Consider the following 20,487-nt stretch of genomic DNA (forward strand, 5'->3'; position numbering starts at 1 on the left):
TCCGAAGCTTCAATGCTGCTAGCGAGACGCAGTCTGTATACGTAAGTTACGAATCCGCTTTGGATCGCGACTAGCATGCGCGGGATCGTGCGGGGTGGACCATGGTCCAAGGTCAAGCGAATTCATGATCCCGCTTGATGGCGGCCGACAGCGAAGTGCAAAAACCAATTGGCCCGCCGTGGGAGAACGGCGGGCCAAAGCTGCAGTTGAACCAGGCCACGGTCGTTGGCCACCCAGCCTCGTGATCGGAGCTGGCTTAAGTGCAGGGTCAGCAACCGCCCCGCGACCTACGCAACATGCGGGAGGCTCCGTCCTGGGTTCCCATCTCCCGCATAGCGATCCGATGGTCCTGCATCATCTCACCGTGCATCGGCACTTCGCGGTGTCGCATTCCTTGCATCTGGGCCGTGTCGGACCGAGCCGGCGCCGGCTTCGCCTTGAGCGTCTGCTCAAGGTCCGGCATGCCCGGCGGCATCCCATCGGCGAGAACTGGCCCGGCGCCGACGGCAAGGACGCCAAAGGCTGCGAGCGAAGCGATAATCGCTGCTTTCTTGCGCAAATATGATTCCTTCAAGTCTGAGTTTCAGTTCGACCGGACACATGCCCGGTCGATTCTCGCTCCCCAGGGAGCTTGCCGTTGAGATGGTGTCGGCCTGGAGGCGGCAGTATACGTAATTTGCGAAGCCGGCGGTCAGCCTGCCATGTCCGCTTTAGTTCGGCTATTAGCAAAAGCTGGGCGCGGATGACCGAAGACGGCGGCCATCAAAGCCTCCGCCTAGCCCGAGCACTGGAAAGCGACGCCGCCTGCTGCAGTGGCAAACAGCGAAACGTAAATCGCACGCCGCTTTTGCTTCGGCGCGATCGTGGCAAGGCTCACCGCCGAACCAGCCACTCGGACTGGCCCAGGCTAAATTGTCGGAATAGACGCTCGCTCGGATCGGTGCCGCAGTGATTGAACGCTCGCCTGGCTGATGATTGATCAACTGGCGAGGGCCGCAACCAGCTTAGAAGGGCAATTTTTTCTTCCCAGAGGGGGCGGGCACAAAAGCGATCGGTTCGGGTATTACGGATATTGCCCTCCCGAGCGCCCTTTAAGGGAAGAGCGGCGCTTCGCCTCGGTGGATCTCATCGGGATCGAGAAAAGCGCGTTTGCGTCAGTTTCACGATTGCTCAGGAGGGGCTTCGAAATGACTTTTCTGAGCCGGCGAACTCTCTTGGCGGGCGGAGGCCTCCTGCTGGGGGCGGCATGCACGCGCAGATTTGCGACGCCGGACCAAGCAGGCACGCTGCCCATTCCTCGCCTGTTAGATGCACGCGACCATGGGCAGAGAATTGGACTGAGGGCGCAGGAAGGGGAAACCACTTTCTTCCCAGGGCGGCGGAGCGCCACCATGGGATACAACGGCAGCTATCTCGGCCCGACTCTGCGGGTACATCGCGGGGACGACGTGACGGTGACTGTCAGCAACAATCTGTCTGCTGATACCACGGTTCACTGGCACGGGCTGCTCGTACCGGGAGAGCTGGACGGCAGCCCCCACCAGACCATTAGTCCAGGCGAGACTTGGCGTCCGACGCTGCCGATCCGTCAGCCGGCGGCCACTCTCTTTTATCATTCCCATGCACACGGCCGAACGGCGGAGCAGGTCTATGCAGGCCTAGCGGGATTGCTCTTCGTCACCGACGAGGAAGAGCAAGGTCTCGGTTTGCCTTCAGATTACGGCGTCGACGATCTACCAATATTGATCCAGGATCGGCAGTTCGTGGATGGCCGTCTGGTGTTACCGGCGGGCATGATGGTGGCGTTGGACGGGAGGCGGGGCAACGTTATTCTCGTAAACGGCGCGTACAACCCGCGAGCAGACGTTCCCAGAAGCTTAGTGCGGCTGCGGCTTGTAAATGGTTCGAATGCCCGGACTTACGATCTTTCGTTCAGCGACGGACGAGCCTTTTATTGGATCGGCACCGAGGGCGGCCTTTTGGAAAAGTCCGTTGAATTGCAGTCCCTCACTCTGGCCTCCGGTCAGCGGGCGGAGATCTTGGTGGACTTCAGCGATGGCAAACCGGTCTCGTTGGTCTCGGCTCCGGACCAAAGCACCCTGAGGATGCATGGCATGGGCATGATGCATCGGCACGAGGCTAGCGAAAACAACGCAGGCAATGAAACTGTCCTCACATTCTCACCGCGCTTGGCATCGAGCAAGCGAGGTAGCACCACGCTTCCGCTCCTCTTGGCGTCCCGCGCGGTGCCAAATCCGGCGACGGTCGTCGCACGGCGACGTCTGGTGCTCAACATGAGGCTGGGGGGCATGATGGATAGCGACGAAGAGCCGCTAACGATCAACCACAGGCGATTCGATATGGATCGAATCGATGAGGAGGTCGAGCTTGGCGCCGTCGAGATATGGAAAGTCTCCGGGCAGAAAATGGCCCATCCCTTCCACATTCATGGAGTGCACTTCGACGTGCTAAGTCGCGATGGCGAGGAGCCAGATCTTCTTGATCAGGGGCCACGTGACACCATCGTCGTGGACGAACCGGTCGAGTTATTAATCCGCTTCGACCAGCCTGCTTCAAAGGCGCCCTTCCTGTTCCATTGCCATATCCTGGAGCACGAGGACGAAGGCATGATGGGTCAGTTTTCCGTGACGTAGTGGGAACAACTCAAGAATCGAAATCCCGCATATGCCAATAAGGGGGCAATGCTCGACGTATGACTTCGAACTCCACTCTCGTTTTTGTTCCCTTTTCGGGCTTGGGCCAGAACGTTTCGCACATCTCGATCGAAGGCATTCGATCATCCCGGACACTTGTGCATCACATGACGAACCCTGCGGTTCGTCACGGCCACTAGGCGCCGCGGGCCGCGCTCTATAATGACCATACGCTTGTCGGGCCGTCCCGCGGCCGCTGTCAGTACTCGCGGCAATGAGTAATAGATGGTATCGCCGCGTTCATACCACTTTCCTCCGCCAAGCGGCGTCTGGTCAGGCAATCGGATTTCGCTGTAAGATCCGTTGCGATTAAGAACCCAGGCCATCCCCGACTTACAGCCGGATCGGCCATCAAATGACCAGACACCCGCGAGCTTGGTGGTCGAGGTATCTTCCCCTGCGGGAACGACCCTGGCCGGCGAAGGTAGCGTTGGCACAGTGAGCGCGGCGAAAATCGCCCAGATGGAACACGACCACCGTGTGAAAGTGAGCAGCCGGCATCGAAATAACCCGTTAAGCGCGATCGTCATACTATTTCCTTCCGATCCACACTCACTGCGCTGAGAGCTTCGTTGGTTGCCCTTGGCAGACTATGCAGACCATCTGCCGGCGGTAATGCGTATTTGCCGCTAGACAGAAGGGACGCCTGCCACGGCATCTGATCGCAGATCGCCCAGGACAAGGCAGGCGGCGCAGAACTTGGGATGACGGTGATCGGCTCATGCGCAGGGCAAGCGAGCGACCATATGAGCGGTAACGGGGGCGACGAGTTCGCTTCCGGACGAGGAAAAGGTGGCCCGGTGACCTTCACTCTATCCCGACATGTTGGTTTGGACGCTCAAGCCGGGTACCGAGGCGGAGGCATATAGGCCCGCCCGATGTACTAGTCGCAAGCGACCGGCTTTCGGTTCTGATGCTCTTGCGACCCGGTCAACCGACCGATCGCCATTCGTATATATCACAATTTCGCGGGTCGTTCCCCCCAGATAGGGTCAGAGCAGGTTCGAGTCGTGGAGGGTACGCCAGGCCGAAATGCCGGATGTTCCCGCTGTCCTAGCCGCCACGAATTCGATGGAGATCCAAGGCAAGAGGAGCATTTGATGTCAGCCGCTTCAGCATTTCCAGCTCTGGCGCAGGCGTCCCCCCGACCGCAGTCCGGGATTGTCGCCTGCATCGATTGCTCCGATCATGATGCGTGGATCTACTCACACGCTCGTGCGCTCGCGACAACGCTCGACGTTCCTATTACCCTGCTACAAGTACTTGACGGCGAGGGCTCGACGCGCTCTCGTCCAGACCCGATTGAATGTAACCTCCGGCGGCGCGAAGCCCTGCGCGCCCTCGATCGATGCGCCGCCGCGACCAGCGCACCTCCAACCAAAACCTCCATCGAACTGGCCGAAGGCCAAACCGCGGAGGAAATTTGCCGCTTTGTCCGAGAGTGCGACGACGGCATGGTCGTACTGGGAAGACGAGGCAGGCAAGAGGCCGGTCGCCCGGGCATGGGGGCAACCGTGCACAAGGTGCTCATGCAGACGCCAGCCCCGGTCCTGCTCGTACCGGTAGAGGCCCCGCTTCCGGCAGCGCCCTACAGAAGGGTTGTGGTGCCGCTTGACGGCTCTCGCTGGGCTGAGAGCGTGCTGCCCCTAGCTGTGCGTCTTGCGAAGGCCTCGGAAGCGGAACTCCTGCTTGTCCATGTCGTCCCTACGCCCGAGATGATCGAGGCACGGCCCCTGGAAGTCGAGGACAAGAAGCTTCAACAAGCCCTTATAGAGCGAAATGAGCAAGCAGCACGCAGCTACCTGGATCGAACGAAATCCAACCTCTCGGCGTCCGGTCTACGAATGCGTACGATTTCGATCCGTGGCGAGGATGTACGCGAGGTGCTGTGCGATCTTATTCAGCGCGAGAGGGCCGATATTGCCGTCCTGTCCGCGCGCGGCCACAGCCATCGGCATGTTTCCGACGTACCCTATGGAACGGTCGCCTCCTACCTGATGACGCATTGCAATGTACCAATGCTCGTAACGCCTGCGACAATCCGCTCGGGAAAAGCGCAGATCGCCGTAGGGCATAATTGCCTCCGGCTACCCCTCGCCGCCCAAGCCTGATCATGGCCGATATTGAGGGGACCGACCCTATTTCGGGGGCGGCCGACGAGACCGCCACACGACACCAGCTGACAGGATTGATCAGTCGCTCAGCGCCTCTTCCCATCTGGGCGCATCTCGACGCCATGAAAGACTGGCTGGCTCGAGCCCGCCAGGCAGCCACGCAAGCCGACCAGCGCGGCAGCGCCGCAGCCGAATGGCTACTCGACAACGACTATCAGATCCAGCGCGCGATCCTGCAAATTGGTGAGGGTCTTCCGAAGGCTTTCTACGCGAAACTTCCCGGTCTTGCTGAAGACGGCCTCAGGCGACCGCGCGCCCATCAAGTCGCGCGGTCTCTGCTTCTGGCGTCTCACCTGCAGGTCTCACTGTCCTCGGCTGTCGAATTCGTCGTTCGATATCAGAATAGGATGCCGCTCAGCATCGCTGAAACCTGGGCGATTCCTACGATGCTGCGTATCGTTTGTCTTGAAATGATCGTTACGGGTTTCACCCAGCTTTTTCCTCAAGTCGCTCCCCCTTTTGCACTAACGGACTCTCCCGACGTCGCGACCGGGGGATTCGACAACACGGAGTGCGTGGCACGCGGCATAGCCAATCTTGCCGTGATCGCGACCATCCAATGGAACGACTTTTTCGACAGAACCAGCCAGGTCGAGGCGATCCTGAAGCGTGATCCTGCAGGAATTTATCCGCGCATGGATTTCGCTACTCGCGACCAATATCGTCACGCGGTAGAACGGCTCGCAGCGCGATCCGGCCTCCTGGAACGAGAGGTTGCCCAGCGCGCTCTGCGACAGTGTCAAAGTAGTGAAGAGGCCCCCTCGGGGCATGTCGGTTATTGGCTCATCGATGCCGGCCTGCCTGCTTTCACGGATGCACTCGATCCCCGCCCATGGACACCCGGTTCGATTCTGCGACGCATATTGCGTCATAAGGGTATGCTTTACGCGACCGCGCTGGTGTTTGCCGGTATCGCGGCCTCTGCAGTTCCTGCAGCATATATGTCCTCGACCGGACCGTCTCCCTTATCCTGGCTGCTGTGTATCGCGCTGACGCTGCTGCCGGCTTCCATCCTCAGCATCACCTTTGTGAATTGGATGGTCACGCAAATCGTTCCTCCATGCGTGCTTCCCAAGCTGGAATTCAAGAAAGGAATTCCCGGAGATTGTGCGACGGCCATCGCAATCCCCGTTCTCGTCGCTCGGACCTCCGACATCGCTCCCCTTCTTGAGCGACTTGAGGCGCATCGCCTAGCCAACCCTGATGAAGCGCTGGAGTTCGTTCTCCTGACCGACTTCGCCGATGCCGCAACCGCCAGGGTTCTGGGCGACGATGAGATCGAGCAGATGCTGGTACGAGGCATCGAAGAATTGAATGCCCGCTACAAGGACGCAAGGGGCAATGGACCTTTTCATCTGCTCCACCGACCGCGCCTCTTCAACGAGGCGCAGGGCTGTTGGATGGGCTGGGAGCGTAAGCGAGGTAAGCTGGAGCAGTTCAACGCCTATATCCTGCGCGGCGACGCCACTGCATTCCATTTGACCACCGGCAAGGTGGAAAGGCTGCGGCGATGCCGCTTCGTACTGACGGCAGACGCAGATACCAGACTTCCGGGTGGTGTGGTGCGCCGTCTGGTCGGCACTCTCGCCCATCCACTCAATCGGGCTCATTTTGCCCCCGACACCGGCATTGTGGAACGAGGCTACACTATCCTTCAACCTCGCGTTGAACTAGGGCCGGAGGGCCCCGAGCAATCCCTGTTCGCTCGCCTCTACGGCGGCGATACTATGATCGACATCTACTCTCGCGCGGTTTCCGACGTGTACCAGGACCTTCTGGGCACCGGCGTGTTTGTGGGCAAAGGCCTCTACGATGTGGCGGCATTCGAACGGAGTCTGGAGGGCCGTGTCCCAGAGAATGCTTTGCTTAGCCATGACCTGTTCGAGGGGCTTCATGGGCGCGCGGCGCTCGTTAGCGACGTCATTGTCTACGAGCGCTTTCCGACCGGGTATCTCGACTTTTCCGCGCGCTGGCACCGCTGGGTGCGGGGTGATTGGCAAATCCTGCCCTGGCTGTTTCCTTTTGTCCCAGGGCGTGACGGCCGATGGCTGCGCAATCGGCTTGGGTGGTTCGACAGGCTCAAGATCTTCGACAATCTAAGGCGCAGTCTGGTACCCGCCAGCATCGTTGCCTTGCTCCTAGGCGGTTGGTTCCTGTTTCACGGTCGACCCTGGGTCTGGACATTGCTCGCGATCGTCGCGCCCGGGGCTTATCTTTTTACCGATCTCGTAACGGGCTTCGCTCAGGGCCGCCGTCGCGGCGTCATGCAGCGCGTCCTGCGGCGCCTCACGGATCATCTCGGACGCTGGATTTTAGCCATCGCCTTCCTCGTCAGCGACGCATACATCGCGCTGCACGCCATAGCCGTCACGATCTGGCGGCTGCAATCGGGGCGGCGGCGGCTCGAATGGACCTCGGCCGCTCATATGGCCACGCGAAACGCGGCGCGCCATCCGCGATTGGCGGCGTGGCGCGACATGTGGAGCTCGCCCCTTCTTGCGGTGCTTATAGCTGGCGCATTACTCGCTTATGCGCCGGGATCGATGCCTGTCGCGGCGCCGCTATTGCTGCTCTGGTTCTTCGCACCCGAGATCGCGGTTTGGATCAGCCGCCCGCGTAGACCACCGATCGAGGCGCTTACCGAAGCAGACAGGAGATTTCTCAGACTCGTCGCTCGGCGCACCTGGCTTTTTTTTGAAACCTTCGTCCGGCCCGAGGACAATTGGCTGCCTCCCGACAACTACCAGGAGCCGCCCGACGAGGACACCGCTCACCGAACGTCGCCTACCAACATCGGCATGTTGATGGTGTCGATCCTGACAGCGTGGCGGCTTGGGCATATCGGTCTCAACGAGCTGGCTACCCGTCTTGGCGACACGTTCGATACGCTTGACCGGCTCGAACGCTACCGCGGCCACATTCTCAACTGGTATGATACCAGGACGCTCGCTCCCCTTGAGCCACGTTACATTTCCACGGTCGACAGCGGCAATCTTGCCGTCAGCCTGATTACCGTTGCCCAGGCTCTTCGAGATGCTGGGAGGGCACCGCCGGTAGGCCGCGAGCTCTGGCAAGGCCTAGAAGATATCATCGGGCTGCTCTCCCAGGCGATCCGGTCTATCGGGACCGAAGCGGGCTCAACGGCCGGTGTGATCCTGGCTACCGTCGGCGAGACGGTGAAGCGGGTTTCGGACGATGAGCGCGAATGGCTCAGGGGGATCGACGATCTCATTTCGGCCGACTTGCCGAGACTGCGCGAGCAGGTGGGCGTGATGGCCGCGAGCGTTGCCGAAGCCGACGTCGGCATCTTGCGCGAAGTGCAAGTCTGGCTCGAGCGGCTCGAGCATCACGTGTCCGGGATACGTCGCGATTTGCAGGTTTTCTGCCCGTGGTGGGAAGTTATAACCGACCATCCCACAGACTGCGCGGAAACCGCAGCCAAGGTCGCCGATTTCATGGCTGGCGGCTCGGCGACGCCATCCGATTCGCGCACCGCGCACGTCATCAGCCTGCTCAGCGCGACCAAGGAAGGCGGATTATCCGACGCGGCCCGTCAATGGGTCGACAAGATGCTGGCTGCCATCGCGGAAGGGCAGGCCGTCTCGCGCGAGCTTCATGGTCGCTTCGACAGCCTTGCCCGCCGGGCCAACGTCAGTGCGCACGCGATGGACTTTTCACTTCTGCTTGATGAAGGTAGCCGGCTCTTTCACATCGGCTACAACGTCAGCGCCGACCGCATAGACGCGCATCACTACGATCTCCTCGCCAGCGAAGCACGGCTCGCCAGCTTCTTCGCCATTGCGAAGGGCGATATCGATCCTTCCCACTGGTTCCACCTCGGTCGCCCCATCACGAAACAGGAGGCCGGGCTTGCGCTGCTGTCCTGGAATGGCTCGATGTTCGAATATCTGATGCCAAACATCTTTTTGCACAGCGATCCCGGCACGCTGCTTGGTATGAGCGACCGAACAGCCGTCAGCATCCAGGCCGCCTTCGGCAAATCGCACAAAATCCCTTGGGGAATCTCCGAATCATCGTTCGCCTCGATGGGGTCTGATCGCATCTATCGCTATCACGCCTTCGGCGTCCCTGCCCTCGGACTTCAACGTGGCCTCGGCCACGACCTCGTCGTGAGCCCCTACGCAACGGCGCTTGCGCTTATGATCCGGCCAGCACTTGCGACAATCAACCTCAAGCTGCTGGCCGAGCTGGGGTTAATTGGACGGTTCGGCTTCTTCGAAGCCGCCGATTTCACGCCGGCCCGCCTGCCGGCGGGCGAGCGGTTCGCTATCGTCCGCTCGTACATGGCGCACCACCATGGCATGAGTCTCGCCGCGCTGGGAAATGCACTGTGCGACAACATGCTAGTGCGCTGGTTCCATGCGGACCCTTACGTCGGCACCGTCGATCTCCTGCTCAACGAACGCATACCGTGGGAGCTTCCGCCAGAAATTGCACGAGTAGAGGTTCGCGACCCGCCCGCTCACGCCGAAGGGAACATCCCGGCGCTGCACAGTTGGTCGCCAGACCGACCGTCGGGGCAGCATGCTTGGCACATCCTCGGCAACGGCCGGCTTTCGAGCCGAATCCGCACGGACGGTGCCGGGGGTCTAAGCTGGAATCAGCATGCGCTTACCCGCATCGAACCTGCAGATGACCAAGCAGGCTTCTGGCTCTATCTGCATGATCTCGATCAAGGCGATATCTGGTCGGCAACAGGGGGGCCATTCCCCGCCATCGGCGAGCCGCCGGAGGTCATGTTCCATGCCCATCAGGTCGAATTCCGTCAGCGTTCGCGCGGTCTGTCGATCTCGACGCTAGTCAACGTTGCCCATGGCGACGATCTCGAAATCAGACGCATCGCGCTCGTCAATGAGGAGGATCGTGCCCGGACAATCGAACTGACGGGCTACGTCCAGGTGGTGCTCGCCCCACCCCAGGATGCCGCTCGGCATCCTGCTTTCAGCAAGCTGTTCGTGGGCGCTGAAGCCTTGCCCGGAGGCGATGGACTCGTGTTCATGCGCCGACCGCGCAATCCCGACGAGCGGCCTCCGGTTTTGCTGATTCGCATAATCGGAGATGACGAAGGAGTCGCCTTGCTCGGACTTGAGGCTGATCGAAGAGCCTTCATCGGTCGCCATGGCAACGTCACGCATCCTACCGCGATGACAGAGGAGCCTCTGATTGGCGCATTGGGCTGGTCGCTCGATCCGATCTGCGCGATCAGGGCAAAGGTCATGCTGCCGCCGCACGGGCGCCGCGAACTCGCTTTCGTCACGATCGCGGCGGGATCGCGTCAGTCGGCGCTAGACCTGGCCGACCGCTATGCAACGTTGTCCGCGCTGGATTGGGTGGTTAGCGATTCCATCGCGGCAAAAGCGCGCGAGATGCACGACCTGGGCCTACAGCCACAGTTCGTACCTCAGGTACAGGCCCTCCTTTCCCATCTTTTTACTGCCCGCACAAACCCTGCACCCGGAGGTGAACGGCTCTTCCGGCAGGTCGATCTCTGGTCGCTTGGTATTTCAGGCGATCATCCCATCGTGATGCTGCGCGCCGGCACCGCGGAACAGACCGGTATGCTCCGCTTCGTTCTCGCTGCGCATTGGCTCGGCCACCAGCGCGGCATCCTCTTCGATCTCGCGATCGTCCACGAGGGCACCTCAGGTTACGTCGAACCGGTCCGCGAGCGCCTTCTGGAAGTCCTGAGAGACGCCGGCGCGCAGGAACGTCTTGGCACCCATGGCGGCATCCACCTAGTGGGCGTCAGCTCCTCCGATCACGAGCGCGTGGCGCTCCTCGAGCAGGCCGCCAAGCTGATCCTTGAAGACGACGGCGTCACGCTTGCCGACCAGCTCGCCCGGGTAGATCAACCTCCGCACCCCGGCCCGCCGTTTGCCCCAGTCGGCACCAACGTGCCGCCAGCCACCTCCGCACCCGTGCCGCGGTCCGTAGATCTCCTCTTCGACAACGGCTGGGGCGGCTTTGCGCCTGATACTGGCGACTATGTGATCAACCTAGAGCCCGACGCTCCCACCCCGGCTCCGTGGTCCAATGTCCTGGCCAACGACGCGTTCGGCACGATCGTTACTGAGGCCGGGCTTGGCTTCGCCTGGGCGATCAACAGCGGCGAGAACAGACTCACGCCCTGGTTCAATGATCCCGTCGAGGATCCCCAAGGTGAACGGCTCTATCTGCGCGACGAGGAGAACGGGCGGCTCTGGACCCCGACACCCTTGCCATCGGGCGGCGGCTCCGCGTGCCGCATTCATCATAGTCCCGATCGGACCATATGGCACCGCCACAGCGAAGGCCTGGAGCAGGAGCTGTCGACCTTCGCGCCAATCGACGATCCGGTAAAACTGGTGCGTCTGCGCCTACGCAATCAAACGCCACGCTCGCGCCGGATCAAGGCGACCTACTATGCGGAATGGCTCCTGGGCGCGGTGAGGGGCGAGCAAGCCCCTTTTCGCACATCGCGCTATGACCCGGCCTCCCATGCAATTCTCGCACGCAATTCCTGGACGGACGAGTTCGGCGATCGCGTCGCCTTTCTTGCCACGACCCAGGCCGTTCATAGCTTCACTACCTCACGCCGCGATTTTCACGGTGTTGTTGCCGACCCGGCCCGACCGCTCGGCCTGCTCAACTGGGATCTGGGCAACCGCCAGGATTCTGCCGGCGACGATTGCTGCGGCGCCCTCCAGGTGCATCTCGATATCCCCCCTGAAGGAACCGTCGAAGTTTGTTTCATCCTCGGCCAGGGTGATAACCTCGAGCACGCAATCCAACTTATCCGGCATTGGCAATCGCCGTCCATCATCGAGACTGCTGCCCGGGTTCGCGTAGCGGACTGGGCCGATCGGTTGGAAAAGGTTCAGGTCAAGACACCCGATCCTGCCTTCGACCTGATGGTCAACCGGTGGCTGCCTCACCAATCGCTAAGTGCCCGCGTGCGCGCTCGCGCCGGTTTCTATCAGGCCAGTGGCGCGTTCGGATTTCGCGATCAGCTCCAGGACGTCCTTGCCCAGATCCAGGTCGATCCGAACGCAACGCGGCAACATATCCTCGCCGCCGCTGCGCACCAATTCGAAGAGGGCGACGTACTCCATTGGTGGCACCCGCCTTCGGACCGCGGGGTCCGAACCCGCTGCTCCGACGATCTCGTCTGGCTTCCTTATGCCGTCGCGCACTATGTCGAGGCGACCGGCGACAAATCCATTCTGGACGAAGAAATTCCATTTCTGAGAGCGCCGCCGCTCGCGGCCGGCGAGGCCGATCGTTACGCCCGATTTGAAGTTACCGACTATAAGCAATCGCTGTTCGTTCACTGCGACCGCGCGCTTGCCCATGCCTATCGCCTCGGAGCTCACGGCCTTCCCCTGATCGGCAGCGGGGATTGGAATGACGGCATGGATCGGGTCGGCGAGCGGGGACGCGGCGAGAGCATATGGCTGGCCTGGTTCCTCATCGCAACTATCCGGAACTTCACACTGCACTGCGTCGATGAGCGGCAAACCGAGTTTCGTGATCGCTGGGAAGCGCGTGTCGAAGCGCTCGCCGCAGCGGTCGAGCAGTCTGGCTGGGATGGCGAATGGTATCTGCGCGCCTTTGATGACGACGGCAGGCCTTGGGGCACATCCCAGGAGCAGGAATGTCGCATCGATTCCATCGCTCAATCCTGGTCCGTTCTCTCAAATGCTGCAGATCCGGAGCGAGCCAGAACGGCGCTCGCGTCGGCCAGGCGCTACCTAGTACGCAACGATGATACCCTCATACGCCTGCTCGATCCCCCCTTCGACCACACGCCGCGCGAACCGGGCTATATCAAGGCCTATCCGCCTGGCGTCCGGGAGAATGGCGGGCAATATACCCATGCGGCAACGTGGCTCGCGATCGCGTTCGCACGGATACGCGACGGCGACGTGGCCAAATCACTGTTCGACCGAATTAGCCCGATAACGCACAGTTCGACACGCGAAGGCGCAGAGCATTATCGAACCGAGCCATATGCTGTCGCGGGCGACATCGCCGGTGTGGCACCCCATCTCGGCCGCGGCGGCTGGACTTGGTATACAGGCGCCGCAGGTTGGACATGGCGGCTGGCCGTTGAAGAAATTCTGGGCGTTCGCTTAATCGGCGGCAAAATACAGATACGTCCAGCAATGCCGAAAAACTGGCACAAAGCGGAATTGACGCTCCGGCGCGCCGACGGAGCCATCCAGATAACGATCGAAACGGACCCGTCTCTTGAAGGTGACGGAGAGGAAATTACCATTGACGGCAAGCTCCTGCGAGAACCCGGGGTTTGCTTTCCCCACGACGGCGCGACGCGGATTGTGCTCGTGCGGGTTCCGCTAAAGGCCTGACGTTGATTCGACAACGGCAATACGAAAGGATTCTCATGTCGACCATCCCCGCTTCTACCCTGCATGGGGACGGCAGCCCGGAACGGCTGGCGATCGACACGATCCGCACCTTGTCGATGGATGCGGTCCACGCCGCGAAATCGGGTCATATCGGCACGCCGATGGCCCTGGCACCGGTCGGCTATACGCTCTGGTCGCAATTCCTGCGCACCGATCCCGACGCGCCGGATTGGCCCAACCGCGACCGCTTCGTCCTGTCGGTCGGCCATGCGTCGATGCTGCTTTACTCCCTGCTGCATCTCGCCGCAGTCAAGGAGATCGACAAGGACGGCAGGCTGACCGGCAAACCGGCGGTGAGCCTGCAGGACATCAAGGATTTCCGCCAGATCGGCTCGAAGACGCCGGGTCACCCCGAATATCGCCACACCACGGGCGTCGAGACGACTACTGGACCGCTCGGCCAGGGCTGCGGCAATTCGGTCGGCATGGCGATTGCCGAGCGCTGGCTCGCGGCGCGCTACAATCGCGACGGTTTCCCGATCTTCGACCATGACGTCTACTGCCTCGCCGGCGACGGCTGCATGATGGAAGGCGTCGCGAGCGAGGCGGCGAGCCTGGCCGGCCACCTGAAGCTCTCCAACCTCTGCTGGATCTACGATTCGAACCATGTGACGATCGAGGGCGGCACTGAACTCGCCTTCGACGAGGATGTCGGCCAGCGCTTCGACGCTTATGGTTGGCACGTCATCCATGTGGACGACGCCAACGATACCAAGGCGGTCGCCGCGGCGATCGAAAGCTTCAAGGCGACCACCGACAGGCCGACGATGATCGTGGTCCATTCGATTATCGGCTATGGCAGCTCGATCGCCGGAACCGCCAAGGCGCATGGCGAGGCGATGACCGGCGATGACATACGCGGCACCAAGAAAGCCTATGGCTGGCCCGAGGATTCGTCCTTCCTCGTTCCCGACGGCGTGCCCGAGCATTTCGGAGGCGCCATTGCCGGGCGCGGCAAGCCGCTGCGTGCCGAATGGCTGGCGATGCGCGAACGCTATGCGCAGGCCGAACCCGCCCTGGCCAAGGAGCTCGAGGCGATCTTTGCCGACCGGCTTCCCGACGGCTGGGATGCCGCCATCCCGACCTTCCCCGCCGACGAAAAAGGCATCGCGACCCGCGATGCCGGCGGCAAGGTGCTCAACGCGATCGCGCCCAACCTGCCCTGGCTGGTCGGCGGCTCGGCCGATCTTGCCCCCTCGTCAAAGACCCTGATCGAAGGCGCGGGATCGTTCCAGGCGAGCAGCTATGCCGGCCGCAATCTCCACTTCGGCGTGCGCGAACATGCGATGGGTTCGGTGGTCAACGGCTTGGCCCTGTCGCACCTGCGTCCCTATTCGGCGACCTTTTTCATCTTCCTCGATTATATGCGCCCGCCGGTCCGCCTGGCGGCGCTGATGGAGCTGGGCGTCACCTTCATCTTCACCCACGATTCGATCGGCGTCGGCGAGGACGGGCCGACCCACCAGCCGATCGAGCAGCTGACCATGCTGCGCGCCACACCCGGCCTCGACATGATCCGACCATGCGACGCCAACGAGGTCGCCTGGGCTTGGCGTGCGGCGCTGAGCAAAAACAACCGCCCGACCGCCCTGGTCTTCTCGCGCCAGGCGATCCCGACGCTCGACCGCGGCAAATATGCCGGCGCCGAAGGGCTGCTGAAGGGCGCCTATGTCCTCGCCGGCGACGACAAGCCCGAAATCATCCTGATCGGCACCGGCAGCGAAGTCGGCCTGGTGGTGTCGGCATATGAGAGACTGACCGAAGCCGGCGTCAAGGCACGCGTCGTATCGATGCCGAGCTGGTATCTCTTCGAACTGCAGGATCAGGCCTATAGGGACCGCGTCCTGACCCCCGGCGTCGAGGCGCGTCTCGCAGTCGAAATGGGCGGCGAGATCGGCTGGGACCGCTATATCGGCGCGAAGGGAAAAACCATCACCATGTCGACCTTCGGCGCCTCCGCCCCTGCCGCGAAACTGCAGGATAAATTCGGTTTCACCGTCGACAATCTCGTCAAGGTCGCTCGCGAACTGATCGGAAAGGCCTGCCCCATGACGAGTCTGTTGAAGCAGCTCCAGGAATCGGGGCAGGCACCCTGGCTCGATTTCGTCGATCGCTCCTTCCTCAAGGAAGGCGGCCTCCGGAAGCTTGTCGAGGAGGACGGCCTGACCGGCGTCACCTCGAACCCGTCGATCTTCGAGAAGGCGATGGGCCAGGGCACCGCCTATGACGATCAGTACAAGGCGTTCGTCACCGCCAATCCGGGCGCATCGGTGGTCGAAACCTACGAAGCGCTGGCGATCAAGGACATCCAGGATGCCTGCGACACGCTGCGTCCGGTGTTCGACCGGCTGGACGGCAAGGACGGCTATGTCAGCCTCGAGGTCTCGCCCTATCTCGCCAACGATACCGACAAGACGATCGCCGAGGCGCGGCGGCTCTCGAAGATGGTCGATCGCCCGAACCTGATGATCAAGGTGCCGGGCACCAGGGCCGGCGTCCCGGCGATCCGCCAGCTGATCGAGGACGGGATCAGCATCAACGTCACCTTGTTGTTTGCGCGTGAGGCCTACATCGCCGTGGCGATGGCCTTCGTCGAAGGGCTCGAGGCGCGGCTCACCAAGGGCGAGACGATCGATCGCATCGCCAGCGTCGCCAGCTTCTTCGTCAGCCGCATCGACAGCGCGATCGACAAGAAGATCGACGAGCGTGTCGCCGCCGGCGACAAGGATGCCGACGCGCTCAAGGCGGTGAGCGGCAAGGTCGCTATCGCCAACGCCAAGCTCGCTTACCAATGGTATCTCGACTTCGTGAAGTCGGACCGGTGGAAGAAGCTGGCCGCCGAAGGCGCGATGCCGCAGCGGCTGCTTTGGGCATCGACGGGCACGAAGGATCCGTCCTTTCCCGACACGCTCTATATCGACGCGCTGATCGGCCCCGATACGGTCAACACCATTCCGCCCAAGACGATGGACGCGTTCCGGGATCACGGCACGCTCAAGCAGACGCTGACCGCGGACGTGCCGGGGGCTGAACATGTCCTGGCCGAGACCGACCGGCTCGGGCTCGATCTGTCCGGCGTCACCGCCAAGCTGGTCGAAGATGGCGTCAAACTGTTCGCCGACGCGGCCGACACGCTGCTCGGCGCGATCGAGGCGAAGAAAGCCAAAGCGGAGGCCTAAGCGCATGAACCATTTCCACGCCGACCTGCCCGAGCCGCTGCGCCACGCGGTCGATGCCAGGCTCAAGACGGCGGCGGCGGAGAAATGGGGTACGCGGCTGTGGGCCGCCGACGCGTCACTCTGGACCAACGGCGACGAAGCCAAATGGGTCGGCTGGCTCGCTGCCGGTGAAGGCAAGCAGGTCGATTTCGCCCAGCTGAAGGCGATCGCCGACAAGGCGCGCGGGCATAAGGATGTCGTCCTGCTCGGCATGGGCGGATCGAGCCTTGGCCCCGAAGTGCTGAGCGAGATCATCGGCCCGGCGCCCGGTTTTCCGACCGTCCACGCGCTCGATTCGACCGATCCGGGCCAGATCGGCAGCGTCGCCGCAAAGATCGATCCGAAGGAAGCCCTGTTCCTCGTCGCCTCCAAGTCCGGATCGACGATGGAGCCCGAACTGCTGCGGGCTTATTTCTGGGAATTGTCCGGCAAGGATGGCGACCGCTTCGTCGCGGTGACCGATCCGGGATCGAAGCTCGAAAAGCTGGCCAAGGATCATGGCTATCACGCCATCTTCCTCGGCGATCCGGCGATTGGCGGGCGCTATTCGGTCCTGTCCGTGTTCGGCATGGTGCCGGCAGCGATGATGGGGATCGACGTCGAAGCCTTTTTCGCCGCGACCCAGCCTCTGGTCGAGGCGTGCAAGGGCGACACCGCCAATCCCGGCCTGATCCTCGGCGCGATCATGGGCGAGGCGGCGATATCGGGCCGCGACAAACTCACCATCCTGACCAGCCCCGGCCTCGAGCCGATCGGCGCCTGGCTGGAACAGCTCATCGCCGAATCCACCGGCAAGCACGGCAAGGGAATCGTTCCCGTCGATCTGGAGCCGTCCGCGCCGGCCGAGGATTATGGTACGGACCGCCTGTTCGCCTTGCTGACGCTCGATGGCGACGATGCGTCCGACGTCATCGAGCAGGCCCATTTCCTGGTCGCCGCGGGCCAGCCGGTGATACGCATCACGCTGCCGTCAAAGGAGCATATCGGCCAGGAATTCTTCCGCTGGGAAGTGGCGACGGCGTTTGCCGGCGCGGTGATCGGGATCGATCCGTTCGACCAGCCCGATGTTGAGGATGCCAAGATCGCGACGCGCGAGCTGATCGACAAATATGAGGAATCGGGTGCGCTCGCCCCCGAATCCCCGTTCCTCCAGGATGCGGTGATGGCCTTTTCCGCACCGGGCGATCACACTTTCGCTGCGACCAACCCGGTCGAGATATTGCGCGATCATTTCGCCAGCGCCGAGCCCGGCGACTATGTCGGCTTCCTCGTCTATCTCGAGCGTAACGCCGAACATGAAGCCGCCGTGGCACGGATGCGCGAAAAGGTGGTCGAGGCGAAAGGCGTCGCGACCGTCGCCGGCTTCGGCCCCCGTTTCCTCCATTCGACCGGCCAGGCCTACAAAGGCGGTCCGAAGAGCGGCGTGTTCGTCGAGATCACGCGGACGCCGAACCCGGACGTACCGGTGCCCGGACGCAAGGCAAGCTTCGGCACGGTCCAGCTCGCGCAGGCGCGTGGCGATCTCGACGTGCTCGCCGCGCGCGGGCAGCGCACCTTGCGCATTCATCTCAACACAGGGGATCTCAATACCCTCGAAACATTGGTGGCGCGTTCGCTACAGAACTGAAGGGGATCAGCATAAATGCGTATCGCGATGATCGGACTGGGGCGCATGGGCGGCAATATCGTCCGTCGCCTGTTGCGCGGCGGACATGAAGCGGTCGTCTTCGATCGCAACCAGCATCTGATCGACGATCTGGTCAAGGAAGGCGCGGTCGGCGCGACCGGGCTCGACGATCTGCGCGGCAAGCTCGCCGAGCGCGCCATCTTCTGGGTGATGCTCCCGGCGGGTCCTCCGACCGAGGATACGATCACCGCCCTGCTCGAAAAGTCCCTGCCCGGCGACATCATCATCGACGGCGGCAACAGCTTCTACAAGGACGATATCCGCCGCGCGAAGCTCTGCGTGGCGAAGCAAGTCGCCTATGTCGACATCGGCACGTCGGGCGGCGTCTGGGGACTCGAACGCGGCTATTGCATGATGATCGGCGGCGAGACGGAGGTGGTCGACTACCTCGATCCGATCTTCAAGACGATGGCACCGGGCCGAGGGACGATCCCCCCCACGCCCAATCGGATGGAGCAGGAAGGCGAGGATGCGCGCGCCGAGCTCGGCTACATCCATGCCGGCCCGCCTGGCGCCGGCCACTTCGTCAAGATGGTCCACAACGGCATCGAATATGGTTTGATGCAGGCCTATGCCGAGGGCTTCGACATCCTGAAGTCGAAGAAATCCGACAAGCTTCCTGAGGATGAGCGCTTCGATCTCAACCTCACCGACATTGCCGAGGTGTGGCGCCGCGGATCGGTCATCTCCTCCTGGCTGCTCGACCTGACCGCGTCGGCGCTCGCCAAGGATCAGATGCTCGCCCAGTTTACCGGCACCGTGGCGGATTCGGGCGAAGGCCATTGGGCGATTGAGGCGGCGATGGAGGAAGCGGTGCCCGCCTACGTCCTCTCGGCCGCCTTGTTCGCGCGCTATCGCAGCCGCGTCGAACATACGTTCGGCGACCAGGTGCTGTCGGCGATGCGCTTCGGCTTCGGCGGCCATACCGAAATGCCGCAGTAGGCTCCCATGAAGAAGGCCCCACCCGCCACTCTGGTCATTTTCGGCGCGACCGGGGACCTGACCCGCCGCCTGCTGGTCCCCGCCGTCACCAATCTGTGCACCGACGGATTGCTGGGAAAGGACTTCACCATCCTCGGCATCGGCCGCAGCGATGGCGATGACGAGATGTTGCGCGCCAGCCTCGATAAGTTCGCGACCGAGGGCGATTGCTGGCGTGATCTGCGCAAGCGCATCGCCTACCTCCAGGGCGATTTCACCGCAGACCGGGTGTTCGACGATGTCGCCAAGGCGTTGGGCGACCGAAGCGCGGTCTTCTACCTCGCCACGCCAGCGCAATTCTTCGGCGCCATCGTCGAAAAGCTTGCCGCCAAAGGCCTGATGGCGGAAGCGGGCAGTCGGTTCCGCCGCGTCGCGATCGAAAAGCCGTTCGGCCACGACCTCGCCTCGGCCAAGGCGCTTGACGCCCGAATCCTCGCCTTGCTCCCGGAAAGCCAGATCTACCGGCTCGACCACTTCCTGGGAAAGGAAACTGTCCAGAACATCCTGGTCGCGCGCTTCGCCAACCAATGGTTCGAAGCGGTGTGGAACAATCGCTATATCGATCATGTCCAGATCACCGCCGCCGAGACGGTCGAGGTCGGATCGCGCGGATCTTTCTACGATGCAACCGGCGCGCTCCGCGACATGGTCCCCAACCATCTGTTCCAGCTGCTGGCGATGATCGCGATGGAGCCGCCCAACAGCTTCGATGCCGACGCGATCCGCGACGAAAAGGCCAAGGTGTTGCGCGCGATCCGCAAGCCCACCGCAGTCTGCGCAGTGCGCGGCCAATATGGCAAGGGCCGTGTCGGTAGCCGCAACGTGCCGGCCTATCGTAAGGTCCCGGATGTCGCTACCGACAGCAGGACCGAGACCTATGTCGCACTGAAGCTGGAAGTCGACACCTGGCGCTGGGCCGGCGTGCCCTTCTACCTGCGCACCGGCAAGGCGCTGGCAGCGCGCGATACGGAGATCGTCGTCACGTTCAAGGCAGTGCCCTACGCTTTATTCCGCGATTGTCCGATCGACCGCCTGCCAGCCAATCGCCTGATCTTCCAGCTGCAGCCGGACGAAAGCATCGTCTTAGACATGCTGGTCAAGAAACCGGGTCCAGTGATCAAGACCGCAGGGACAACGCTCGATTTCACTTATGCCGACCACTTCAAGCTGTCGGGCCGGACCGGCTACGAAACCTTGCTCTATGACATGATGACCGGCGACCAGACATTGTTCCAGCGCGCTGAGCAGATCGAGGCGGGCTGGGCCGCGGTCCAGCCGATCCTC

Annotated in this window: 8 protein-coding genes and 1 pseudogene; all 9 read left to right on the plus strand. The window is 62.3% G+C overall.

The features are described from left to right. Positions 1-343 precede the first annotated feature (343 nt). Positions 344-565, plus strand: a complete 222-nt coding sequence (locus AX703_RS27865; protein WP_046765852.1) for a hypothetical protein — start codon at positions 344-346, stop codon at positions 563-565. Between the two features lie 406 nt (positions 566-971). Then, entirely contained in the window at positions 972-2,654 is a 1,683-nt protein-coding gene (locus tag AX703_RS10290; RefSeq protein ID WP_021243539.1) for a multicopper oxidase family protein, read from the plus strand. 1,160 nt (positions 2,655-3,814) lie between these two features. Beyond that, positions 3,815-4,825, plus strand: a complete 1,011-nt coding sequence (locus AX703_RS26570) for a universal stress protein (protein ID WP_081659635.1) — start codon at positions 3,815-3,817, stop codon at positions 4,823-4,825. A gap of 2 nt (positions 4,826-4,827) precedes the next feature. Next, positions 4,828-13,257 carry a GH36-type glycosyl hydrolase domain-containing protein gene (locus AX703_RS10300; RefSeq protein ID WP_062343907.1) on the plus strand — a complete coding sequence of 2,810 codons (8,430 nt, stop codon included), beginning with the start codon at positions 4,828-4,830 and terminating at the stop codon, positions 13,255-13,257. Positions 13,258-13,292: 35 nt separating this feature from the next. Further along, a pseudogene (gene tkt / locus AX703_RS10305) lies at positions 13,293-15,353 on the plus strand (transketolase); the annotation flags it as partial. A 12-nt stretch (positions 15,354-15,365) separates the two neighbouring features. Further along, entirely contained in the window at positions 15,366-16,496 is a 1,131-nt protein-coding gene (gene tal, locus AX703_RS27870; RefSeq protein ID WP_197423672.1) for a transaldolase, read from the plus strand. A 4-nt stretch (positions 16,497-16,500) separates the two neighbouring features. Continuing rightward, a complete protein-coding gene (locus tag AX703_RS27875) occupies positions 16,501-18,162 on the plus strand; it encodes a hypothetical protein (protein ID WP_231735484.1) in 1,662 nt (553 codons plus the stop codon). A gap of 15 nt (positions 18,163-18,177) precedes the next feature. Next, positions 18,178-19,164, plus strand: coding sequence for a phosphogluconate dehydrogenase (NAD(+)-dependent, decarboxylating) (gene gnd, locus AX703_RS10315; protein ID WP_021243095.1), 987 nt, complete (start codon positions 18,178-18,180; stop codon positions 19,162-19,164). 6 nt (positions 19,165-19,170) lie between these two features. Then, positions 19,171-20,487: glucose-6-phosphate dehydrogenase (gene zwf / locus AX703_RS10320; RefSeq protein WP_062343908.1), on the plus strand; the 1,317-nt coding region annotated here is incomplete at its 3' end.

The organism is Novosphingobium sp. CCH12-A3 (genome assembly GCF_001556015.1).
GTDB lineage: Bacteria > Pseudomonadota > Alphaproteobacteria > Sphingomonadales > Sphingomonadaceae > Novosphingobium > Novosphingobium subterraneum.

Bases quoted from the DNA above. Each gene is read 5' to 3' on its own strand.
- AX703_RS27865 (WP_046765852.1), top strand. From the start codon at position 344: ATGGTCCTGCATCATCTCACCGTGCATCGGCACTTCGCGGTGTCGCAT.
- AX703_RS10290 (WP_021243539.1), top strand. From the start codon at position 972: ATGATTGATCAACTGGCGAGGGCCGCAACCAGCTTAGAAGGGCAATTT.
- AX703_RS26570 (WP_081659635.1), top strand. From the start codon at position 3,815: ATGTCAGCCGCTTCAGCATTTCCAGCTCTGGCGCAGGCGTCCCCCCGA.
- AX703_RS10300 (WP_062343907.1), top strand. From the start codon at position 4,828: ATGGCCGATATTGAGGGGACCGACCCTATTTCGGGGGCGGCCGACGAG.
- tal (WP_197423672.1), top strand. From the start codon at position 15,366: ATGACGAGTCTGTTGAAGCAGCTCCAGGAATCGGGGCAGGCACCCTGG.
- AX703_RS27875 (WP_231735484.1), top strand. From the start codon at position 16,501: ATGAACCATTTCCACGCCGACCTGCCCGAGCCGCTGCGCCACGCGGTC.
- gnd (WP_021243095.1), top strand. From the start codon at position 18,178: ATGCGTATCGCGATGATCGGACTGGGGCGCATGGGCGGCAATATCGTC.